The following is a 17,108-nucleotide window of genomic DNA, read 5'->3' on the forward strand; positions in this document are numbered from 1 at the left end:
CTCGCGCCGAGACGGCGCTCCTACAAGGGCAGCGATCGATGAGGAGAAGGGGGAGCGGGGAATGATCGAGCCATTGCGCGTTGTGCAATGGTTGAAGTCGTGACGAAAACCCAGAAAATCTTCCCAACTGTTCGCTCGCCAGTTACCCGAACGTGCCTCAGAAATCCACCTGCACTCGCCCCAGCAAAGCACTGGTGCGGTCAAGCGTTGCGTTGTTCAGGCGGTCGCGGCTGCGGCTTTCCACCCAGTCCAGCATCACCCGCAAGTGTGGGCGCGGATACCAGTTCACGCCGGCGGTCCATGCGCTGACCTCCTGATCACGCGATACGGGCAAGCCATCGACGTTCTGCCGGCCGCTGATGGTGTCGTAGCGCAGCGCCACTTCCCAGGCGCCGCCGCGCGACGTCGGCTGGATACGGCCAAAGCGTCCCGTCTTCGCATCGTAAGGACGTATTTCGCCGGTCAGCATCCACGCCGCCTGGACATAGCCGGTGGAGAGTCGCCCGGTTTGCGCGCCATCGTCGAAACGAGCGCCGCCGAGTTCGCTCTGGTAAGAAAAAGCGCCGTGAACGCCCGCCAGTTCCAGCGAGTATTTGTCCACACTGGTGTCCAGTCCACGGCTGAAATCGAGCAGGGTGACTCGATTGGCTTCGGAGAACAGCCCGTCCGGACGCACGCGTACCCGCAGCGCCGAGGCGCCATCCGCGCCGGGGTGGTCGTATTCCTCACGTGCCGCCGAAAGACCGATATGCAACACCCGGCCTTCCTCCCGCCAAGGCGCATAGGTGCCGCGTACGACAGCGGCCTCGCCCTTGGTTTGCCAGACGTCGATGCTTTCCAGGCTATAGATGCCGCCGCCCAGGGTGTAGCCATTGCGTGCGGACAACCAGCCGGCGCCCAGGCGATAGGTCGGCGCCAGCGCCTGGCCCAGATAGCTGCGCTCCACCAAGGGGATGTGGTTGGAGCTGACTCGATCATCCAAGGTGACGAACTGCTTGAATTGGCCGACGGTCAACGTACCCGCCTTGAACTTGCGAGTGACATAGACATCCCGCGCGATCACTTCGTCGCCGGAGAAGTCAGCTTCCAACTTGTAGCCCAGGCCATAGAACTTGCCGGAAACGTCCAGCCAGGCCGCGCGCAGGTCCGAATCGTCAGCGACAGGCGCTCCGCGAGAATCGTTGTCGAAACGCGCGATATCCCAGTGCAATCGTCCGCCCACCTTGGCCGTGATGTCTTTTTCCTCGCCCTCGGCTGCTTGCGCGCCGGCGGAGCATGCGAGCAACAGGAGCGGTGCGAAGGGAAGCAGGCGGGTGCGTCGCAGGGTCATCGGCGTGTCAGATTAAGGAAGGATGAACTGAAAGATGACAGTTGTATGTCCCAGTACCAATAACGCATTGGTACTAGCTGATTGCCAGTCGGAATATGCCCGCTTCACCGTGCTGCGCGGCAGCATTCAAGACGCGTCGTCCGTGCCAGACTTGCGTCATGAGCGACAACAAGATCCTGGTGGCCGACGACCATCCGCTGTTTCGGGCGGCGGTACTGCACGCTCTGCGCGAAACGATGGCTGGCGTTGTCACGGTGGAGGCATCCAGCGTTTCGACGCTTACGGCGGCATTGATCGAACATCCGGACATCCAGCTGGTATTGCTGGATCTGACCATGCCGGGCGCACGCGGCTTCTCCTCCCTGGTGTATCTGCGGGGCGAACGGGCGGATATTCCCGTAATCGTGATTTCATCCAACGATCACCCGCGGGTGATCCGCCGCGCGCAGCAGTTCGGCGCGGCCGGCTTCATTCCCAAATCGTCGCCGGTGGAGATCATTCGTACCGCCGTGCAAACGGTGCTGGACGGTGGCACCTGGTTCCCGCCGCTGACCGCGGAACGCTCCGAATCCGATGCCCGCCTGGCTGCCCGGCTTGCGCAGCTGACACCGCAACAGTTCCGTGTATTGCTGTGCATTGCCGACGGCTTGTTGAACAAGCAGATCGCCTACGAGTTGGGCTTGGCCGAAAACACCGTGAAAGTGCACGTCACCGCGATCTTGAAGAAGCTGGAGTGCAATAGCCGCACCCAGGCCGCGGTGCTGGTGAAGGCGCTGGAACAGCAGGAGGGTGCGGCGGAGTTGTAGTGGCTCGTCGTAGAGCGGAGCTGCGCCTCGCGATAGCACAGCGTCTGTAACGATGATGCCGTCGCAACGGCACGCTGTATTGAATTGTGTTGTTCGCAGAGCCGAGCTTGCTCGGCTGCTTTTCGTTCCGAAACAAGAGCAGCCGAGCAAGCTCGGCTCTACAAAGCCCGGATGCTGTGCCGACGCTGTTGCTATGCGGGTTGACCCTCGTCGCCCTCCGAAACTGTGCGCTCTCCGCTCCTAAGCAACATCTGCATCATCAACGCGCGCAGCGCACCCGGCCTAACCGGCTTGGACAAAAACCCCCAACCACGCTCACGGGCAAGTGCTCGCACCGCGTCGTCGTGCTCGGCGGTCACCAGGATCACCGCGGTGTCCTGGCCCCAACGTTCCACCAACTGCATATACAACTCAGGTCCAGTCGTCTGACCCAGACGCACGTCCAGCAACAGAATCTGCGGTGCGGTACCCACTTGCGCGGCAGCGAGCGCTTCATTCACTCCGGCCGCCAACACCACTCGGCACGACCATCGCTCCAGCAACGTCCGGCTGGCTTCGCAAACGCGCGGGTCATCGTCGATGCACCAGACCACGCAGCCTCGCAGCAGCGTGTCGTCGTCCGATTCGATGGAAGCGACTACCGGACTCACCGCATCTGCTTCGCCCCATGGCACGACGACGCTGAAGGTGCTGCCGCGTCCCACGGTGGAGCGCAGGCCAACCGCATGATCCAGCAACCTTGCGATCCGCTCGACGATGGCCAGGCCCAGACCAGCCCCGCGATCATCCACTGTCCCGTCGTCTAGCCGTCGGAACTCCTCGAAAATCTCGCGCTGACGGCTCTCGGGAATGCCCGGGCCGGTGTCGTGCACTTCGATCCGCAAGCCGTTCTTCGTGCGTCGGCAGCCCAACAGGATGCGTCCTTTCGGCGTGTAGCGGATTGCATTGGAAAGGAAGTTCTGCAGGATGCGGCGCAGCAGCGCTTCATCGGTGCGCACTATCGCACGCGTGGCTACCCAGTCCAGGTTCAGTCCGCGGGCGCGCGCCAGCATCCCGAACTCGCGCGCCAGCGTCTCCAGCAGCGGACCCAGCGCGAAATCCTGGATGCGTGTTTCCAATGCGCCCGACTCCAGCCGTGAAATATCCAGCAGGCTGTTGAGGATGGCGTCCTGCGCGGCCAGCGCACCTTCCACGTTGTCGGCGATCTGCTGGGCGCCCGGCTCCTGCAGACGTCCGCGCAGTGCGGATACGAACATGCGCGCGGCGTTCAGCGGCTGCAGCAGGTCGTGCACGGCGGCGGCGACGAAACTCGTCTTGGAGCGATTGGCGTTTTCCGCCTCGCGCTTGGCTACCGCCAGATCACGCGTGCGTTCTTCGATGCGGTGCTCCAACGCATCTGCCAGCGAGCGCAACTCGCGTGCGGCCTGCTTGTAAGCTGTGATATCCGCGTAGCTGGTGACGAAGCCGCCATCGGGCAGCGGATTGCCGCGTATTTCGATTACCGTGCCATCGCCACGTTCGCGCTCGTGCATGTGCGGTTTGCCGGAACGCAGATGGCCCAACCTGCGTGCAATGGCCTCTTCGATCGGGCCCGGGCCCAGCAACCCGCGGCGTGCGTTGTAGCGGAAGACGTCTTCGATCGGCCGGCCGACATGGATGAAGCCGGCAGGAAACTTGAACAATTCGATATACCGCCGATTCCACGCCACCAACCGGAGATCGGCATCGATCACGCACACGCCCTGCGGCAGGTGTTGCAGGCTGGGGCTTTCGCCGTAGTCGGCGCGGCCGGCCGCCTGTACCAATCCATCCTGGGCGGTGCGCAACTCGATGGCGTGCTGTTCGACCAATTGCTGCAGTTCCACCCGACTGCGTTCGCGCAGTCGTGCCAGTCGCCGTCGCTGCTGCATGAACAGCAAAAGAAACGTGGTTGCCAACAAGCCTGCCGCGACCGCGATACCTGCGGTTTGCCCGGTAAATTGCGCCGGGCGGGTAGAGCGGAGCAGATGCAATGTCCAGTTTTGCTTTGGCAGCGGTTGCGACAACCAGAGCAGCTCGCCCGCTTGCGGCACACGGATGCGGCGCACGCCGGCGGTGAGCTCGCCCAGATCACGGCGCGCCAGCAGTTTCAGCGGTACGTCGCCGTACTGGCGTGTGCGCGCCAACTCGACTCGTTCGTCTTCCCGCAACGGTCGCAAATCCCGATAGCGCCAGGTTTCGCGACCGGAAAGAAAAATGATGCCGTGCGCATCGCTGACAAAGACGTGATCCGGCAAATTACGCCATGCCGCTTCCAGCTCATTGAAGACCAGCTTCACCACCACCACGCCGATCGGCCGGCCTTGATCATCCCGCACGGCTTGCGACAGGAAATATCCGGGTACGCCGGTGGTGTATCCCAACGCATAGAAGTCGCCGACGCCTTCGGCCATGGCCTTCTGAAAATACGGCCGAAACCCGTAGTCCACGCCGACGTTGCTGTCGGGCCGCCGCCAGTTGCTCGCAGCGATGGAATATCCGCGGCGATCCAGCAGGGTTAATGTCGAGGTCGCAGCAGCGCCATTGACCTGCTCCAGCTTGCGGTTGAGGCGATCGACGTCGGTCGCATCCAACGCACTGTGCTCCAGCGCGGCATGGACCTCCGGATCCATCGCCAGTACCACAGGTAGCACACGGTAGCGTTCGATCACCGCCTGCAGCGCATCGTCGTGCACTCGCAACTGTTCGCGCGCCTGCACCGCGCTGGTCAACAGACTGCGTCGCTCTGTTTCATGTGCCACTAGCCAGGACAACAGCCCGATGAACAGCGCAAGGGCGCTGCCGATCAGCAGTAGTCGAAGATGGGGTCGGCGTTGGGAAAGCATGCTGCATCGTCGCGCGTGGGGACGGTTTATGCCAGTGGGCTGATGAGTGCTAGTCCTTTGGTGTTAGAAGCGAATTTCCACCATTCCCAATTCTCGATTCCCGTCCCCTAGTACCAATGCGTTATTGGTCCCGGACCACAAGGCTGCCATTGTCGCTCCGTCATCCTGCTACCGGAGTTCCCGCCATGTCAGCCGCCAAATCTTCACGGCTCTATCTATGGGTCTTGTGCGCCATCGTGATCGGTGGACTGATCGGGCATTTCGCGCCGGAAACCGGCGTCGCGATGAAGCCGCTGGGCGATGGATTCATCTCGCTGATCAAGATGCTGATCGCGCCGATCATCTTCCTGACCGTTGTCATCGGCATCGCCGGTGTGGCTGACGTGAAGAAAGTGGGGCGAGTCGGCGCCAAGGCGATCCTCTATTTCGAAGTGGTCTCCACCTTCGCTCTGGGCATCGGTTTGCTGGTGGTCAACCTGTGGCGTCCCGGTGCCGGCTTCAACGTCGATCCCGCCACCCTGGATGCCTCCGCCGTTGCCAAGTACGCCGAAAAGGCACAAGACCAGAGCACCGTCGATTTCCTGCTGCACATCATTCCCAAGACTTTCACCGAGGCCTTCACCGGCAACGGCGACCTGTTGCAGGTGCTGCTGCTCGCGTGTCTGTTCGGCTTCGCGTTGATGGCGGTGGGTGAAAAGGCCAAGCCGGTGATGGGATTGTTCGAATCCATTTCCCAGGTGTTCTTCCGCATGATGGGCACCATCATGAAGCTGGCGCCGATCGGTGCCGGAGGTGCCATGGCCTTCACCATCGGCAAGTATGGCGTCGATGCATTGGGTCCGCTGATGAAGCTGATGGGCGGCTTCTACGCCACCTGCGCCATCTTCGTGCTGGTGGTGCTGGGAACGATCGCGCACTTCACCGGGTTTTCCATCATCAAGTTCCTCCGCTACATCCGCGGCGAACTGCTGCTGGTGCTGGGCACGTCCTCGTCCGAGTCCGCACTGGTGCCGCTGATGCAGAAGCTCGAAAAACTGGGCTGCCCGAAATCGGTCGTCGGCCTGGTGGTGCCCAGCGGCTATTCGTTCAACCTGGACGGCACCAACATCTACCTGACCATGGCGGCGCTGTTCATCGCCCAGGCCATGAACATCGATCTGACCCTGACGCAACAGATGACGTTGCTGCTGGTAGCCATGCTGACCTCCAAGGGCGCGTCCGGCGTCACCGGCGCTGGTTTCATCACCTTGGCCGCCACGCTGGCGGTGGTGCCGTCGGTGCCGGTTGCGGGTCTGGCGTTGATTCTGGGTATCGACCGCTTCATGAGCGAAGCACGCGCCATCACCAACATCATCGGCAACGGCGTCGCCACCTTGGTGGTGTCGCGCTGGGAAGGCGAGTTGGACGTGGCCAAGCTGCAGGCCGAATTGTCCGCCGGTCCTGGTGGTCTGATCGAAACACCGGAGTTGCAACCTCAAGTTCCGGGCCGGTTCGGTGGTCCTGGGCAGGTGGTGTTGGGTGATGCGGATTAGTGTTGGCGAGTTTCATCGCAAGTCAAAAAAAAAACCGTCATCTCGGCGCAGGCCGGGACCCAGTGTCTTTAACTCCGGATGTAGGGAGTCGCTAGGTCCCGGCCTGCGCCGGAAGCGCTCTTCAACAGCCGAATGGCTGGTCATGACGACGACTATTGATGGCGTTGAACCGTCGATTCGAGCGGATCACCCCATATGCAACCCACCATTGACCGCATAGTCCGTACCCGTCACATAAGCTGCGTCATCTGAAGCCAGCGACGCGCACAAGCTGGCGACTTCCTCCGGCCGACCCAGGCGGCGAACCGGTACCGCGGTCGCCAACCGATCCAGCACATCCGGCGGAAATCCGCTGATGGCCGAACTGGCGATGTACCCTGGCGATACCGTGTTGACAGTGACACCGCGTCCAGCCACTTCCAGTGCCAGCGCTCGCGTGAAACCGTGCATCGCCGCCTTGGCGGTGGCGTAGTTGATCTGCCCGATCTGGCCCCGCTGCGCGCTGACCGAGGCGATGTGGATGATCCGGCCCCAGCCGCGCTGGGTCATCGGTTCGACTACCTGCTTGCTGATGTTGAACAGCGCGTTGAGGTTGCTGCTGATCACCGCGTTCCAGTCTTCCAACGTCATCTGCCGGAACAGTGTGTCGCGTGTGCCGCCGGCATTGTTGACCAGCACGTCGATCTCGCCGACTTCCGCACGAACCTTCCGGAAAGCGGCAACAGTGGAATCCCAATCGGCGGCATTGCCTTCGGAGGCGGTGAATTCGAAACCAAGCTCCCGCTGCTCCCGAAGCCATGCGGTCGTACGCGGCGAGTTCGGTCCGCAGCCCGCGACGACGGTGTGGCCCTGCAACGCGAGCTTCTGGCAGATGGCGGTGCCAATGCTGCCCATGCCGGAGGTGACGTAAGCGATACGAAGCGTCATAGCACTGCTCTCATTAGTGTTTCTCCAATCAACGAGCAAAGAAGGGGAACAGGCCCAGCAGCAATGCCGCGCCCAGCATCAACAGGCAGATCAGCACCGCCCATTTCAAAGTGAAGCGCTGGTGATCGGCGAATTCGACCTTGGCCAAGCCGACCAGCAGATAGGTCGACGGCACCAGCGGGCTGAGCAGATGCACCGGCTGGCCAATCAAGGAAGCGCGGGCCATTTCCACCGGCGTGATGCCGTAGTGGCCGGCGGCTTCGGACAAGACCGGCAGCACGCCGAAGTAGAACGCGTCGTTGGACATGAAGAAGGTGAACGGCAGGCTGGCCACAGCAGTGATCACTGCCAGGTAAGGCCCCCATGCATCGGGAATCACCGCCAGAAAGCTGCGCGACATCGCGTCGACCATGCCGGTGTTGGACAGAATACCGGTGAAGATGCCGGCGGCGAAGATCAGCGACACCACCGCCAGTACGTTTCCGCTGTGGTTGGCCACGCGTCGACGCTGTTCGGCCATGTCGGGATAGTTGACCACCAGTGCGATGGCGAAGCCGATCATGAACAACACCGGCATCGGCAGCACGCCCATGATCAGCGCGACCATCAACGCGACAGTCAATGCGGTGTTGAACCAAAGCAGCTTGGGTCGCTTGATGTGTTCGTCGTCGCCGTCCATGGTCGGCAGCCGCTCGTTGTCATCGATGAACGAGTCGCCACCGACCTGGCCAGGCAGGTACACCATGCCGAGCCTGCGACGCTCCTTCATGCCGAGCCACGCAGCCAGCATCAAGATGCCCACCAGCGAAACGATCATCGGGATGATCAGTGGCACGAACACGTCCGCCGGATCCACGTGCAATGCGGTGGCCGCGCGCGCGGTCGGGCCGCCCCAGGGCGTCAGGTTCATCACACCGCTGGACAGCATGGTGACGCAGGTCAGGCCCAGCGCATCCATGCGCAGGCGCTGGTATAGCGGCAGCATCGCGGCGATGGTGATCATGTAGGTGGTCGAGCCATCGCCGTCCAGCGAAATCAGCATCGCCAGCGCGGCGCTGCCCATCACGATACGCAGTGGATCGCCTTTGACCAGGCGCAGGATGCGGCCAACGATGGGGTCGAACAGACCCGCGTCGATCATCACGCCGAAGTACAGGATCGCGAACATCAGCATCACACCCGTCGGCGCGATCTTCTTGATGCCTTCCAGCATCATCTCGTCGATACCGCCGCCAAATCCGCCGGCCAGCGCGAACAGGATCGGAATCACGATCAGCGCCACCAGCGGCGACAAGCGCTTGCTCATGATCAGGTACATGAAGGTGATGACCATTCCGAAACCGAGCGCGGTCAGCATGAGCGTGTTCCTTGTTGCAGAAGGAGTGGCACCGCCGCATGGCGACGGTCGGGGCGGGGAAGATCAGAAATCGAACTGGAAGCGACCGGTAACCGCATGCGTGCGATCAGTGGTGGCGCTGATGCGGCGGTCCTGGTTGCGGCTTTCGATCAGGTCCAACATGAAGCGCAGGTTCGGCTTCAGGTACCAGTTGCCGCCCAGCGTCAGAGCCTGCACCGAGGCGGCGATGAAGTCCGGTTGCCCGTAGAGGTGCTGTTGTCCGCGCATTTCGTCGTAGCGCAGGGCCAGTTCGAACGCGCCGCGCTCATGGCGGATACCGCGAATGCGAGTGAAGCGCCCGGTTTTGGTGTCGTAGGCGCGCGATTCACCGGTGACGAACCAACTGACGAAGGCATAGCCGGACAGAATGCGCGCGCGCTGGGCGCCGTCGTCGAACTCGCCGCCACCCAGTTCCGCTTGCCACGACCACGGCCCGCGCACTTGCGCATATTCCAGCGACCACTTGTCCACGTCGGTGTCGCGGCCGCTGTTGAAGTTCGCCAGGGTGACGCGGCTGGCATCGGAGAAATAGCCCGCCGGGCGCGGGCGGACGCTCAGGCCGGGCGTACCGTTGGCGCCGGGCTCCTCGTAGCGTTCGTGGGCCAGCGAAACACCAAGGTGCAGCACGTCGCCGTCGTCATGCCGCGGGGCCCAGGTACCGCGGCCACCGATCGCATTGCCTTTGATTTTCCAGTTGTCGACGCTGGCCAGACGATAGCCGGTCGCACCCCACGTGTAGCCGTCGCGACTGCCTTGCCACGCAATGCCTTGGCGGTAGGTCGGTGCGAGCGTCGAGGCCAGATAGCCGCGTTCCAGGAAGCTGCCGTAGTTGGAGCCGGTGCGATCGTCGAGCGAATAGAACTGCTTGAACTGGCCCACGGTCAGCCGGCCCGCGGAGAAATCCTTGCTGACGTAGACGTCGCGCGCGACCGTTTTGTCGCCGGCGAAATCGGCTTCAAGCTTGTAGTCGACCGCGAAGAAGCGGCCCGATACATCCAGCCAGAGTCTCCGAAAATCCACGTCGTTGGCGTTGGGTGCGCCGCGATGGTCGTTGTTGAAATTGGCGAAATCCAGGTGGATACGCCCGCCCAGCGTCGCTGTCACGGGCGCGTCGTCGTCAGCGGCGAGCACAGGCGACGAGCACAGCACCAGCAATATCGCACCACCGCTGCACAGCCCCCGTGCGCTTTTCTTTCTCTTGCCCATCGCCCCTCCCAGGTACGCGATCCACTCCATCGTGGTCGGTCAGAGCCTAGGCCGGCGAAGCTGTCATTCACCTGTCGTTGCTGCTCCAATGTTGCGACGTCACAAATGTGGTCATCGCATCGCCATGCTGTGCTTGAATAGAGCGGTCATCCTTATCGCGCGGCACAGCCCTGGCCCCATGAACGCTTGTTGCACCGCACCGCATCATCCGCACCGCATCGCAATCCGATGAGAATGCTGCTGGTCGAGGACAATGCCGATCTAGCCGACGCCATCGTTCGCCGGATGCGACGCAATGGCCACGCGGTGGACTGGCAGTCCGACGGACTGACCGCGGCCAGCGTGTTGCGCTACGAGCCGTTCGATGTCGTGGTGCTGGATATCGGCCTGCCGCGGCTCGACGGCCTGCGCTTGCTGGCGGACTTGCGCGAACGTGGCGATACCACGCCCGTGCTGATGCTGACCGCACGCGATGGCATCGAGGATCGAGTGAAAGCGCTCGATGCGGGTGCTGACGATTACCTGGCCAAGCCATTCGACTTTCGCGAATTCGAGGCACGTTGCCGGGTGCTGCTAAGACGCAACCGCGGCCACGCCAGCGAAGTCCTGCAGATCGGCGCACTCGCGTTCGACAATGCCGCGCATCGGCTGACGCTCGATGGCGAACCCATTGAGCTCCCCAACCGCGAATATCGCCTGCTGGAGATACTGCTGGGCCGAATCGGCCAACTGGTCAGCAAGGACGACATCGCCAAAGGGCTATTCGGTTTCGATGACGAGGCCGGTCCCAACGCCATCGAGCTGTACATCGGCCGTCTGCGCAAGAAGTTGGCAGGTACGCCACTACGCATCGTCACCGTACGCGGTGCAGGCTACATGGCCGAGGCGCACGATCCAGCCGAAACGGAGCCAGAAAACTCGAGCGATGGCGATGGCTGAGCCGGTGGTTTCGGGCGGATCGATCCGGCGCAAGCTGCTGCTGTATCTGGGCGGCTTGTCGCTGCTGGGTCTTCTCGTGCTGTACGTCGCCGCGCGCGACTACAGCTACCGCGCCGCCGATCGCTCCTTCGATCACTTGCTGGTGTCGTCGACGCTATCCATCGCCGGCAGTGTGGTGCTCGCCGAAGGCCATTGGCAGGTTGATTTTCCCTACGCCGCGCTGGACTTGCTGGGCATGGCCGCCGAAGACCGTGTGTTCTATGGCGTCGCCGAACGTGGTGCGGGATCGATCACGGGATATGCCGATCTTCCGTCGCCGCCGCGTTTGCCGGAGCTGGACGGTGACGCCGTCTTGTTCGATGCCCCGTACAGTGGCGAAACCGTGCGTTTCGCCGCGGTGGCACGACGCGTGTCGTCCGTCTCCGACCAGCGGCAGGTGATCGTGCAGGTGGGACAAACCCGGCGCGCACGCGATGCGTTGGCGGCCGACATGGTGTTGCGCGCGCTGTTGCCGATTGCGTTGTTGTCGGCGTTGATGCTGTTGCTGTCCTGGTTGGGCGTACGTCAGGCGCTGCGTCCGCTGGTCCGCATCGAGCGCGACCTGTCGCGGCGGGAACCGTCCGATCTCAAGCCGCTACCCGGGCCTGTGCCGCAGGAACTGGAGCAGATGGTGGCGGCACTGAATCGTTTCATGGAGCGGTTGGACACCAGCAACGAGACCTTGCGCGCGTTCATGGCCGAAGCCGCCCACCAGATGCGCACTCCGCTCGCGGCACTGCATGCGCAAGTGCAGCTGGCGCTGGACGATGATGACGCGCAAGAGCGGCAACACAGCCTGGAAGCGATCGAACGCAACTCCAGCCAACTCTCACGCCTGCTCAACCAGTTGCTCAGCGATGCCAGCGTCATCCATCGCGCCAACTTGCAACGTTTCGAGTCGGTGGACTTGGCCGAAGTGCTGCATCAGGCGCTGCACGAATCGATCCCGCAGACGCAGTTGCTCGCCGGTGAGCGTCCGGATGTGCGCCTGGCGCTGGCTGCGGGTCCCGCGTTGGTGAAAGGGGATGCGCTGCTGCTGCGGGAGGCCCTCAAGAATCTGATCGACAACGCTTTCAAGTACGGCCAAACCGGCCGCGGCCCGCTGCAACTGGCGTTGACGCTGGACCAGGACGACTGGGTTGTCACCGTTGCCGACCATGGCCCTGGTATCGCCCCAGCCGAGGCCGAACAAGTGTTCGATCGTTTCGTGCGTGGCCGCGATGCGGGTACGGGCGGGGCAGGTTTGGGTCTCGCCATCGTCAAGCGTGTCGTCGAAAGCCATCAGGGCCGTATCGATCTAAGCAATCGCGTCGAAGGTGGCCTGATCGTCACGCTGCGATTTCCGCGGATATTCCCATGATCCGAAGCCTGCGCTGTCTCTTCCTGATAGTGGTCTTGCTCGCACTGCATGGCACGGCGAATGCCGCGCCCGGCACCACGCAGCTTTTTCCCGCGCTGACCCGCGGTACGGCACCGATCGAACGCCTCACCATCTATGGCACCACCGACATGGAAGTGTTCGCGCCGATCATTCGCGACTACCAGCGCAGGCATCCCGCCACCGAAGTGGTCTATGTGGATTACATCGCGCAGGACCTGACCGCCAGGTTCCTTACGGCCGCCGCGCGTGAAGATGGCCCCGACCTGCTGATCAGCAGCGGCATGGACTTGCAGACCAAGCTCGTCAACGACGGTTATGCGCAGCCGCACCGCAGCGCGTTGACCGACAAGCTGCCGGCATGGGCCCATTGGCGCAATGAGATCACCGCGATCAGCTATGAGCCGGTGGTGATCGCCTATAACCCCCGTCTGTTGCCCGCCGGACGCGTGCCGCGCACGCGTCGCCAGCTGCTGGAATTGCTGCGCGCGCCGGATGCACCATTGGCTGGACGCGTCGGCATCTACGACGCGGCCCAGAGCAGCGTCGGCTATCTGCTGGCGACCCAGGACAACCAGACCGGCAGCATGGCCGGCGCGTTGATGTCGGCGTTGGGCGATAACCAGGTGCGTCGCGAGAATCGCAGCGGCGTGCTGCTGGACCGGGTCGCCAATGGCGAATTGGCGCTGGCCTACAACGCGCTGTCGTCCTATGCGCGCTTGCGCATGGCTGCTGGAAAATCGCTGGCCATCGTGCAGCCGGAGGACTACACCCTGGTGCTGCTGCGAACCGCGTTGATTCCGCGGCATGCGCCCAATCCCGCGCAGGCGGACCGGTTCCTGGATTTCCTGCTATCGCCGGAGGGCCAACAGGCCCTGGCCCGGCATGCCCATGTCGAACCGGTGATCTCGGACAGCGCTACCGCCGCAGCGCCCTACGGCCGCGAGGACGGCCGAAACCAGCCATTTCGTCCGATCAAGCTGGGACCGGGTCTGCTGGTCTACCTGGACGCACTCAAGCGCCGCCAGTTCCTCGATGCATGGCGCAGCAGCATCGAGCAGTTGCCGCCGGATCGGTAGAAGCCGGGAGTTGGGAGTCGGGAATTGGGAATTGGGAATGGCGATAGGCAATAGCGAATAGGGATTAATGACGGCGCAGCGAAACTCCCGTACCGTCATCCCAGCGAACGCTGGGATCCATTTGCTTTTCCGCTCTTAAGAGCAATCAAGAGCAAGATGGATCCCAGCGTTCGCTGGGATGACGGTACTTGTTATCCCGAAATCATTCACACACTGCCCGGTAATCGCACAGCAGAGCCGTTAGAATCGATGGCCCTGCCATTCCATGCCCCTTCCATGTCCAACGAAGATCTGAAACAGGCCGCGCTCGAATACCACCGCGTCTCGCCCCCCGGCAAGATCAAGATCGCGCCGACCAAGCCCATGCTGACCCAGCGCGACCTGGCGCTCGCGTACTCGCCGGGTGTGGCCTATGCCTGCGAAGCGATCGTGGAAGATCCCAACCAGGCCAGCGAGATGACCGCGCGCGGCAATCTGGTGGCGGTGGTGACCAACGGCACCGCAGTGCTGGGCCTGGGCAACATCGGTCCGCTGGCGGGCAAGCCGGTGATGGAAGGCAAGGGCGTGCTGTTCCAGAAGTTCGCCGGCATTGATGTATTCGATATCGAGATCGACGAAACCGACCCCGACAAACTGGTCGACATCATCGCCAGCCTGGAACCGACCTTCGGCGGCATCAATCTGGAAGACATCAAGGCGCCGGAATGCTTCATCGTCGAGCGCAAGCTGCGCGAGCGGATGAAGATCCCGGTCTTCCACGACGACCAGCACGGCACCGCGATCATCGTCGGCGCGGCAGTGGTCAACGCGTTGGAAGTGGTGGGCAAGAAGATCGAAGACGTGAAGCTGGCCACCAGCGGCGCTGGCGCGGCGGGCATCGCCTGTTTGGACATGCTGGTGGCGCTGGGCTTGAAGCCGGAGAACATCCTGGCAGTGGATCGCGATGGCGTGCTGTACACCGGCCGTCCGCATCTGGACCCCGACAAAGCGCGTTACGCGCGCGACACCGACAAGCGCACCCTGGCCGAGATCGTGGTCGGCTGCGATGTGTTCCTGGGCCTGTCCGCCGCCGGCGTGCTGAAACCGGAAATGGTCGCGACCATGGCCGACAAGCCGATCATCCTGGCGCTGGCCAATCCCAATCCGGAGATCTCGCCGGAAGACGCCAAGCGGGTGCGCCCGGACTGCATCATCGCCACCGGCCGCTCCGACTATCCCAACCAGGTCAACAACGCGCTCTGCTTCCCGTACATCTTCCGCGGCGCGCTGGACGTGGGCGCCACCGGCATCAACGAGGCGATGAAACTGGCCTGCGTCAACGCCATCGCCAGTTTGGCGCGGCGCGAAGCCTCCGACCTGGGCGCGGCCTACGGCGACGACGTCCCCAGCTTCGGTCCGGAATACCTGATCCCGCGTCCGTTCGATCCGCGCCTGCTGGTCGAACTGGCGCCCGCGGTCGCCAAGGCGGCGATGGATTCCGGCGTGGCCTTGCGCCCGCTGGAGAACATCGAGGCCTATCGCGAAAAACTCGGCCAGTTCGTCTACCGCACCAGCCTGATGATGAAGCCGGTGTACGACCGTGCGCGCGCCGACAAGAAGCGCGTGGTGTACGCCGAGGGCGAAGAAGAAACCGTGCTGCGCGCGGTGCAGACGGTGATCGACGAAGGCCTGGCGTTCCCGATCCTGATCGGCCGTCCCGACGTCATCGACGCGCGCATCAAGCGCCTGTGCCTGCGCATGCGCGCCGGCGTGGATTTCGAACTGACCAACGTCGACGACGATCCGCGCTTCAACGAATACTGGCAGTACTACCACGCGCTGACCTCGCGCCGTGGCGTCACCGTATCGGCGGCCAAGAACCTGATGCGCTCGCGGCCGACCCTGATCGCCGCGGTGATGGTGGCGCGTGGCGAAGCCGATGCGCTGGTCAGCGGCATCGTCGGCCGCTTCCACAAGAAGCTCGGCTACGTGCGCAGCGTGATCCCGCTGGATCCGGGCGTGCAGTCGACCTCGGCGATGACCGGCGTGATCAACAACCAAGGTGCGTGGTTCTTCCTCGACACCCACGTGCAGGACGACCCCAGCGCCGAGCAGATCGCCGAAGCCACCTTGCAGGCGGCGTATCGCCTCAAGCTGTTCGGCATCGAACCGCGCATCGCGTTGCTGTCGCATTCCAACTTCGGCAGCCACGAGACGCCCGGTTCAATGAAGATGCGCAAGGTGCGCGAGCTACTGCTCAAGCGTAAGCCGGACCTCAACGTCGACGGCGAAATGCAGGGCGACACCGCCTGGGACGAAGTGCTGCGCAACCGCATCATGCCGGGCAGCACGTTGACCGGCCGCGCCAACCTGTTCGTGCTGCCGAATCTGGATGCAGCCAACATCACCTACAACATGGTGCGCGTGGTTACCGACGGCGTCGCCATCGGGCCCATCCTGATGGGCATCTCAAAGCCCGTGCACATCCTGACCACCAGCGCCACCCCGCGCCGCGTCATCAACATGACCGCGATAGCGGCCGTCGACGCGCAAATCCGTCATCAACTGGAAGCCGAGAAAGCCAGCCACGATTGAATTGGCAGTCTCGTAAAGCTCCACAGGAGGAGATCCCTGCCTCTGTAGGAGCGGCGTCCCGCCGCGAGCTCTTCGCTCGTGTCGCGATCTGACAGCAAGAGCTCGCGGCGGGACGCCGCTCCGCGCCCCGATAGATGCTCAGGTGCATGATCAAGAACGCGCCGCAGCGCGCCCGGATGGTGAACGACAGGCTTTAAATGTTCTTCAAACACACGGCTTCGAGCTTGCATTGATAACGTTGTAGGAGCCCCATCCCGGCGCGAGCTCTCCGCTTCCATCGTGACCTGACGGGAAAGCTCGCGGCGGGACGCCGCTCCTACAGCCGACGAACGCACAAGGCGAATGACCCCTGTAGGAGCGCCGTCCCGGCGCGAGCTCTTCGCTTCTCTCGCGATCTGACAGGAAAAGCTCGCGGCGGGACGCCGCTCCTACAGCCGACGAACGCACAAGACGAATGACCTGTAGGAGCGCCGTCTCGGCGCGAGCTCTTCGCTTCTCGCGATCTGACAGGAAAAGCTCGCGGCGGGACGCCGCTCCTACAGCCGACGAACGTACACGGCGAATGGGCGGGACGCCGCTCCTACAAGGGCAAGGGCCGCCTTTACAAAACCGCGGGCGGCGGCTGCTCCGGTTCCCCATCCAATATCCGACGCTGCATGGCATCCAGATAAGCATCCGCATCGGCGGTGGATTCGAAGATGTCATCCATCGGTACCGCCTGCGCCATTTCGATCACTTTCTGGATCTGCGTCTGCGGGTGGACGATCAGCAGCTTGCCTTCGTAAGGGGCCAGCGACTTGCGGGCTTTCAGAATGCAACGGACGCCAGCACTGCTGATGTACTCCAGATGCGCCAGGTCCAGCACCAGGGCGTGCGGTTTGCCCGCCAGCAGCGGCGCCAGCCGCTCTTCCAACGCCGCATGGCTATGCGTGTCCAGCCGTCCGGCCAGGGTGACGTATTGATTGCCGTTGACCGGCGGGTACACCTCGATAACGAGTTTTTCCGCGGCCCGCGTCATCGGCGCTCTCCCTGGTGTGG

12 protein-coding genes are annotated in these 17,108 nt (G+C 63.0%); 6 read left to right on the forward strand and 6 right to left on the reverse strand.

All coding sequences use genetic code 11. From position 1 onward, the window contains the following. Positions 1–157: 157 nt before the first annotated feature. Entirely contained in the window at positions 158–1,330 is a 1,173-nt protein-coding gene (locus AADW18_RS11735) for a porin (RefSeq protein ID WP_337343570.1), read from the reverse strand. Between the two features lie 158 nt (positions 1,331–1,488). On the opposite strand from AADW18_RS11735, the gene AADW18_RS11740 reads away from it, so the two are divergent. After that, entirely contained in the window at positions 1,489–2,136 is a 648-nt protein-coding gene (locus AADW18_RS11740; protein ID WP_337343571.1) for a response regulator transcription factor, read from the forward strand. A 191-nt stretch (positions 2,137–2,327) separates the two neighbouring features. Here the strand turns inward: AADW18_RS11740 and AADW18_RS11745 are convergent, their stop codons facing one another. Continuing rightward, positions 2,328–5,000: a NahK/ErcS family hybrid sensor histidine kinase/response regulator gene (locus AADW18_RS11745; RefSeq protein WP_337343572.1), complete on the reverse strand. Its 2,673-nt coding sequence runs from the start codon at positions 4,998–5,000 to the stop codon at positions 2,328–2,330. Between the two features lie 185 nt (positions 5,001–5,185). Here AADW18_RS11745 and AADW18_RS11750 point away from each other — a divergent pair, with 185 nt between their 5' ends. Further along, positions 5,186–6,532, forward strand: coding sequence for a dicarboxylate/amino acid:cation symporter (locus tag AADW18_RS11750; RefSeq protein ID WP_337343573.1), 1,347 nt, complete (start codon positions 5,186–5,188; stop codon positions 6,530–6,532). A gap of 186 nt (positions 6,533–6,718) precedes the next feature. On the opposite strand, the gene phbB is transcribed toward AADW18_RS11750, so the two are convergent. The 3 genes from phbB to AADW18_RS11765 form a co-directional block, all read right to left on the reverse strand. Further along, entirely contained in the window at positions 6,719–7,459 is a 741-nt protein-coding gene (gene phbB, locus AADW18_RS11755) for an acetoacetyl-CoA reductase (RefSeq protein WP_337343574.1), read from the reverse strand. 28 nt (positions 7,460–7,487) lie between these two features. Further along, the gene (locus tag AADW18_RS11760) at positions 7,488–8,816 is read right to left on the reverse strand and encodes a CitMHS family transporter (RefSeq protein ID WP_337343575.1); all 1,329 of its coding nucleotides are present in this window, start codon (positions 8,814–8,816) and stop codon (positions 7,488–7,490) included. A gap of 63 nt (positions 8,817–8,879) precedes the next feature. Continuing rightward, complete coding sequence (locus tag AADW18_RS11765) at positions 8,880–10,061, reverse strand: porin (RefSeq protein ID WP_337343576.1); 1,182 nt, start codon at positions 10,059–10,061, stop codon at positions 8,880–8,882. 228 nt (positions 10,062–10,289) lie between these two features. Here AADW18_RS11765 and AADW18_RS11770 point away from each other — a divergent pair, with 228 nt between their 5' ends. From AADW18_RS11770 to AADW18_RS11785, 4 genes are all read left to right on the forward strand, one after another. Next, positions 10,290–11,000 carry a response regulator gene (locus AADW18_RS11770; protein ID WP_337343666.1) on the forward strand — a complete coding sequence of 237 codons (711 nt, stop codon included), beginning with the start codon at positions 10,290–10,292 and terminating at the stop codon, positions 10,998–11,000. Next, a complete protein-coding gene (locus tag AADW18_RS11775; protein WP_337343667.1) occupies positions 10,993–12,399 on the forward strand; it encodes a sensor histidine kinase N-terminal domain-containing protein in 1,407 nt (468 codons plus the stop codon). The genes AADW18_RS11770 and AADW18_RS11775 overlap by 8 nt, the downstream gene beginning before the upstream one ends. A gap of 8 nt (positions 12,400–12,407) precedes the next feature. After that, the gene (locus AADW18_RS11780; protein ID WP_337343668.1) at positions 12,408–13,496 is read left to right on the forward strand and encodes an ABC transporter substrate-binding protein; all 1,089 of its coding nucleotides are present in this window, start codon (positions 12,408–12,410) and stop codon (positions 13,494–13,496) included. A gap of 276 nt (positions 13,497–13,772) precedes the next feature. Then, positions 13,773–16,070, forward strand: a complete 2,298-nt coding sequence (locus AADW18_RS11785) for an NADP-dependent malic enzyme (RefSeq protein WP_337343577.1) — start codon at positions 13,773–13,775, stop codon at positions 16,068–16,070. 601 nt (positions 16,071–16,671) lie between these two features. Here the strand turns inward: AADW18_RS11785 and AADW18_RS11790 are convergent. Continuing rightward, the gene (locus AADW18_RS11790; RefSeq protein ID WP_337343578.1) at positions 16,672–17,088 is read right to left on the reverse strand and encodes an STAS domain-containing protein; all 417 of its coding nucleotides are present in this window, start codon (positions 17,086–17,088) and stop codon (positions 16,672–16,674) included. Between the last annotated feature and the right edge of the window lie 20 nt (positions 17,089–17,108).

This window comes from Pseudoxanthomonas sp. CCNWLY206-1 (assembly GCF_039710385.1).
Taxonomy (GTDB): domain Bacteria; phylum Pseudomonadota; class Gammaproteobacteria; order Xanthomonadales; family Xanthomonadaceae; genus Pseudoxanthomonas_A.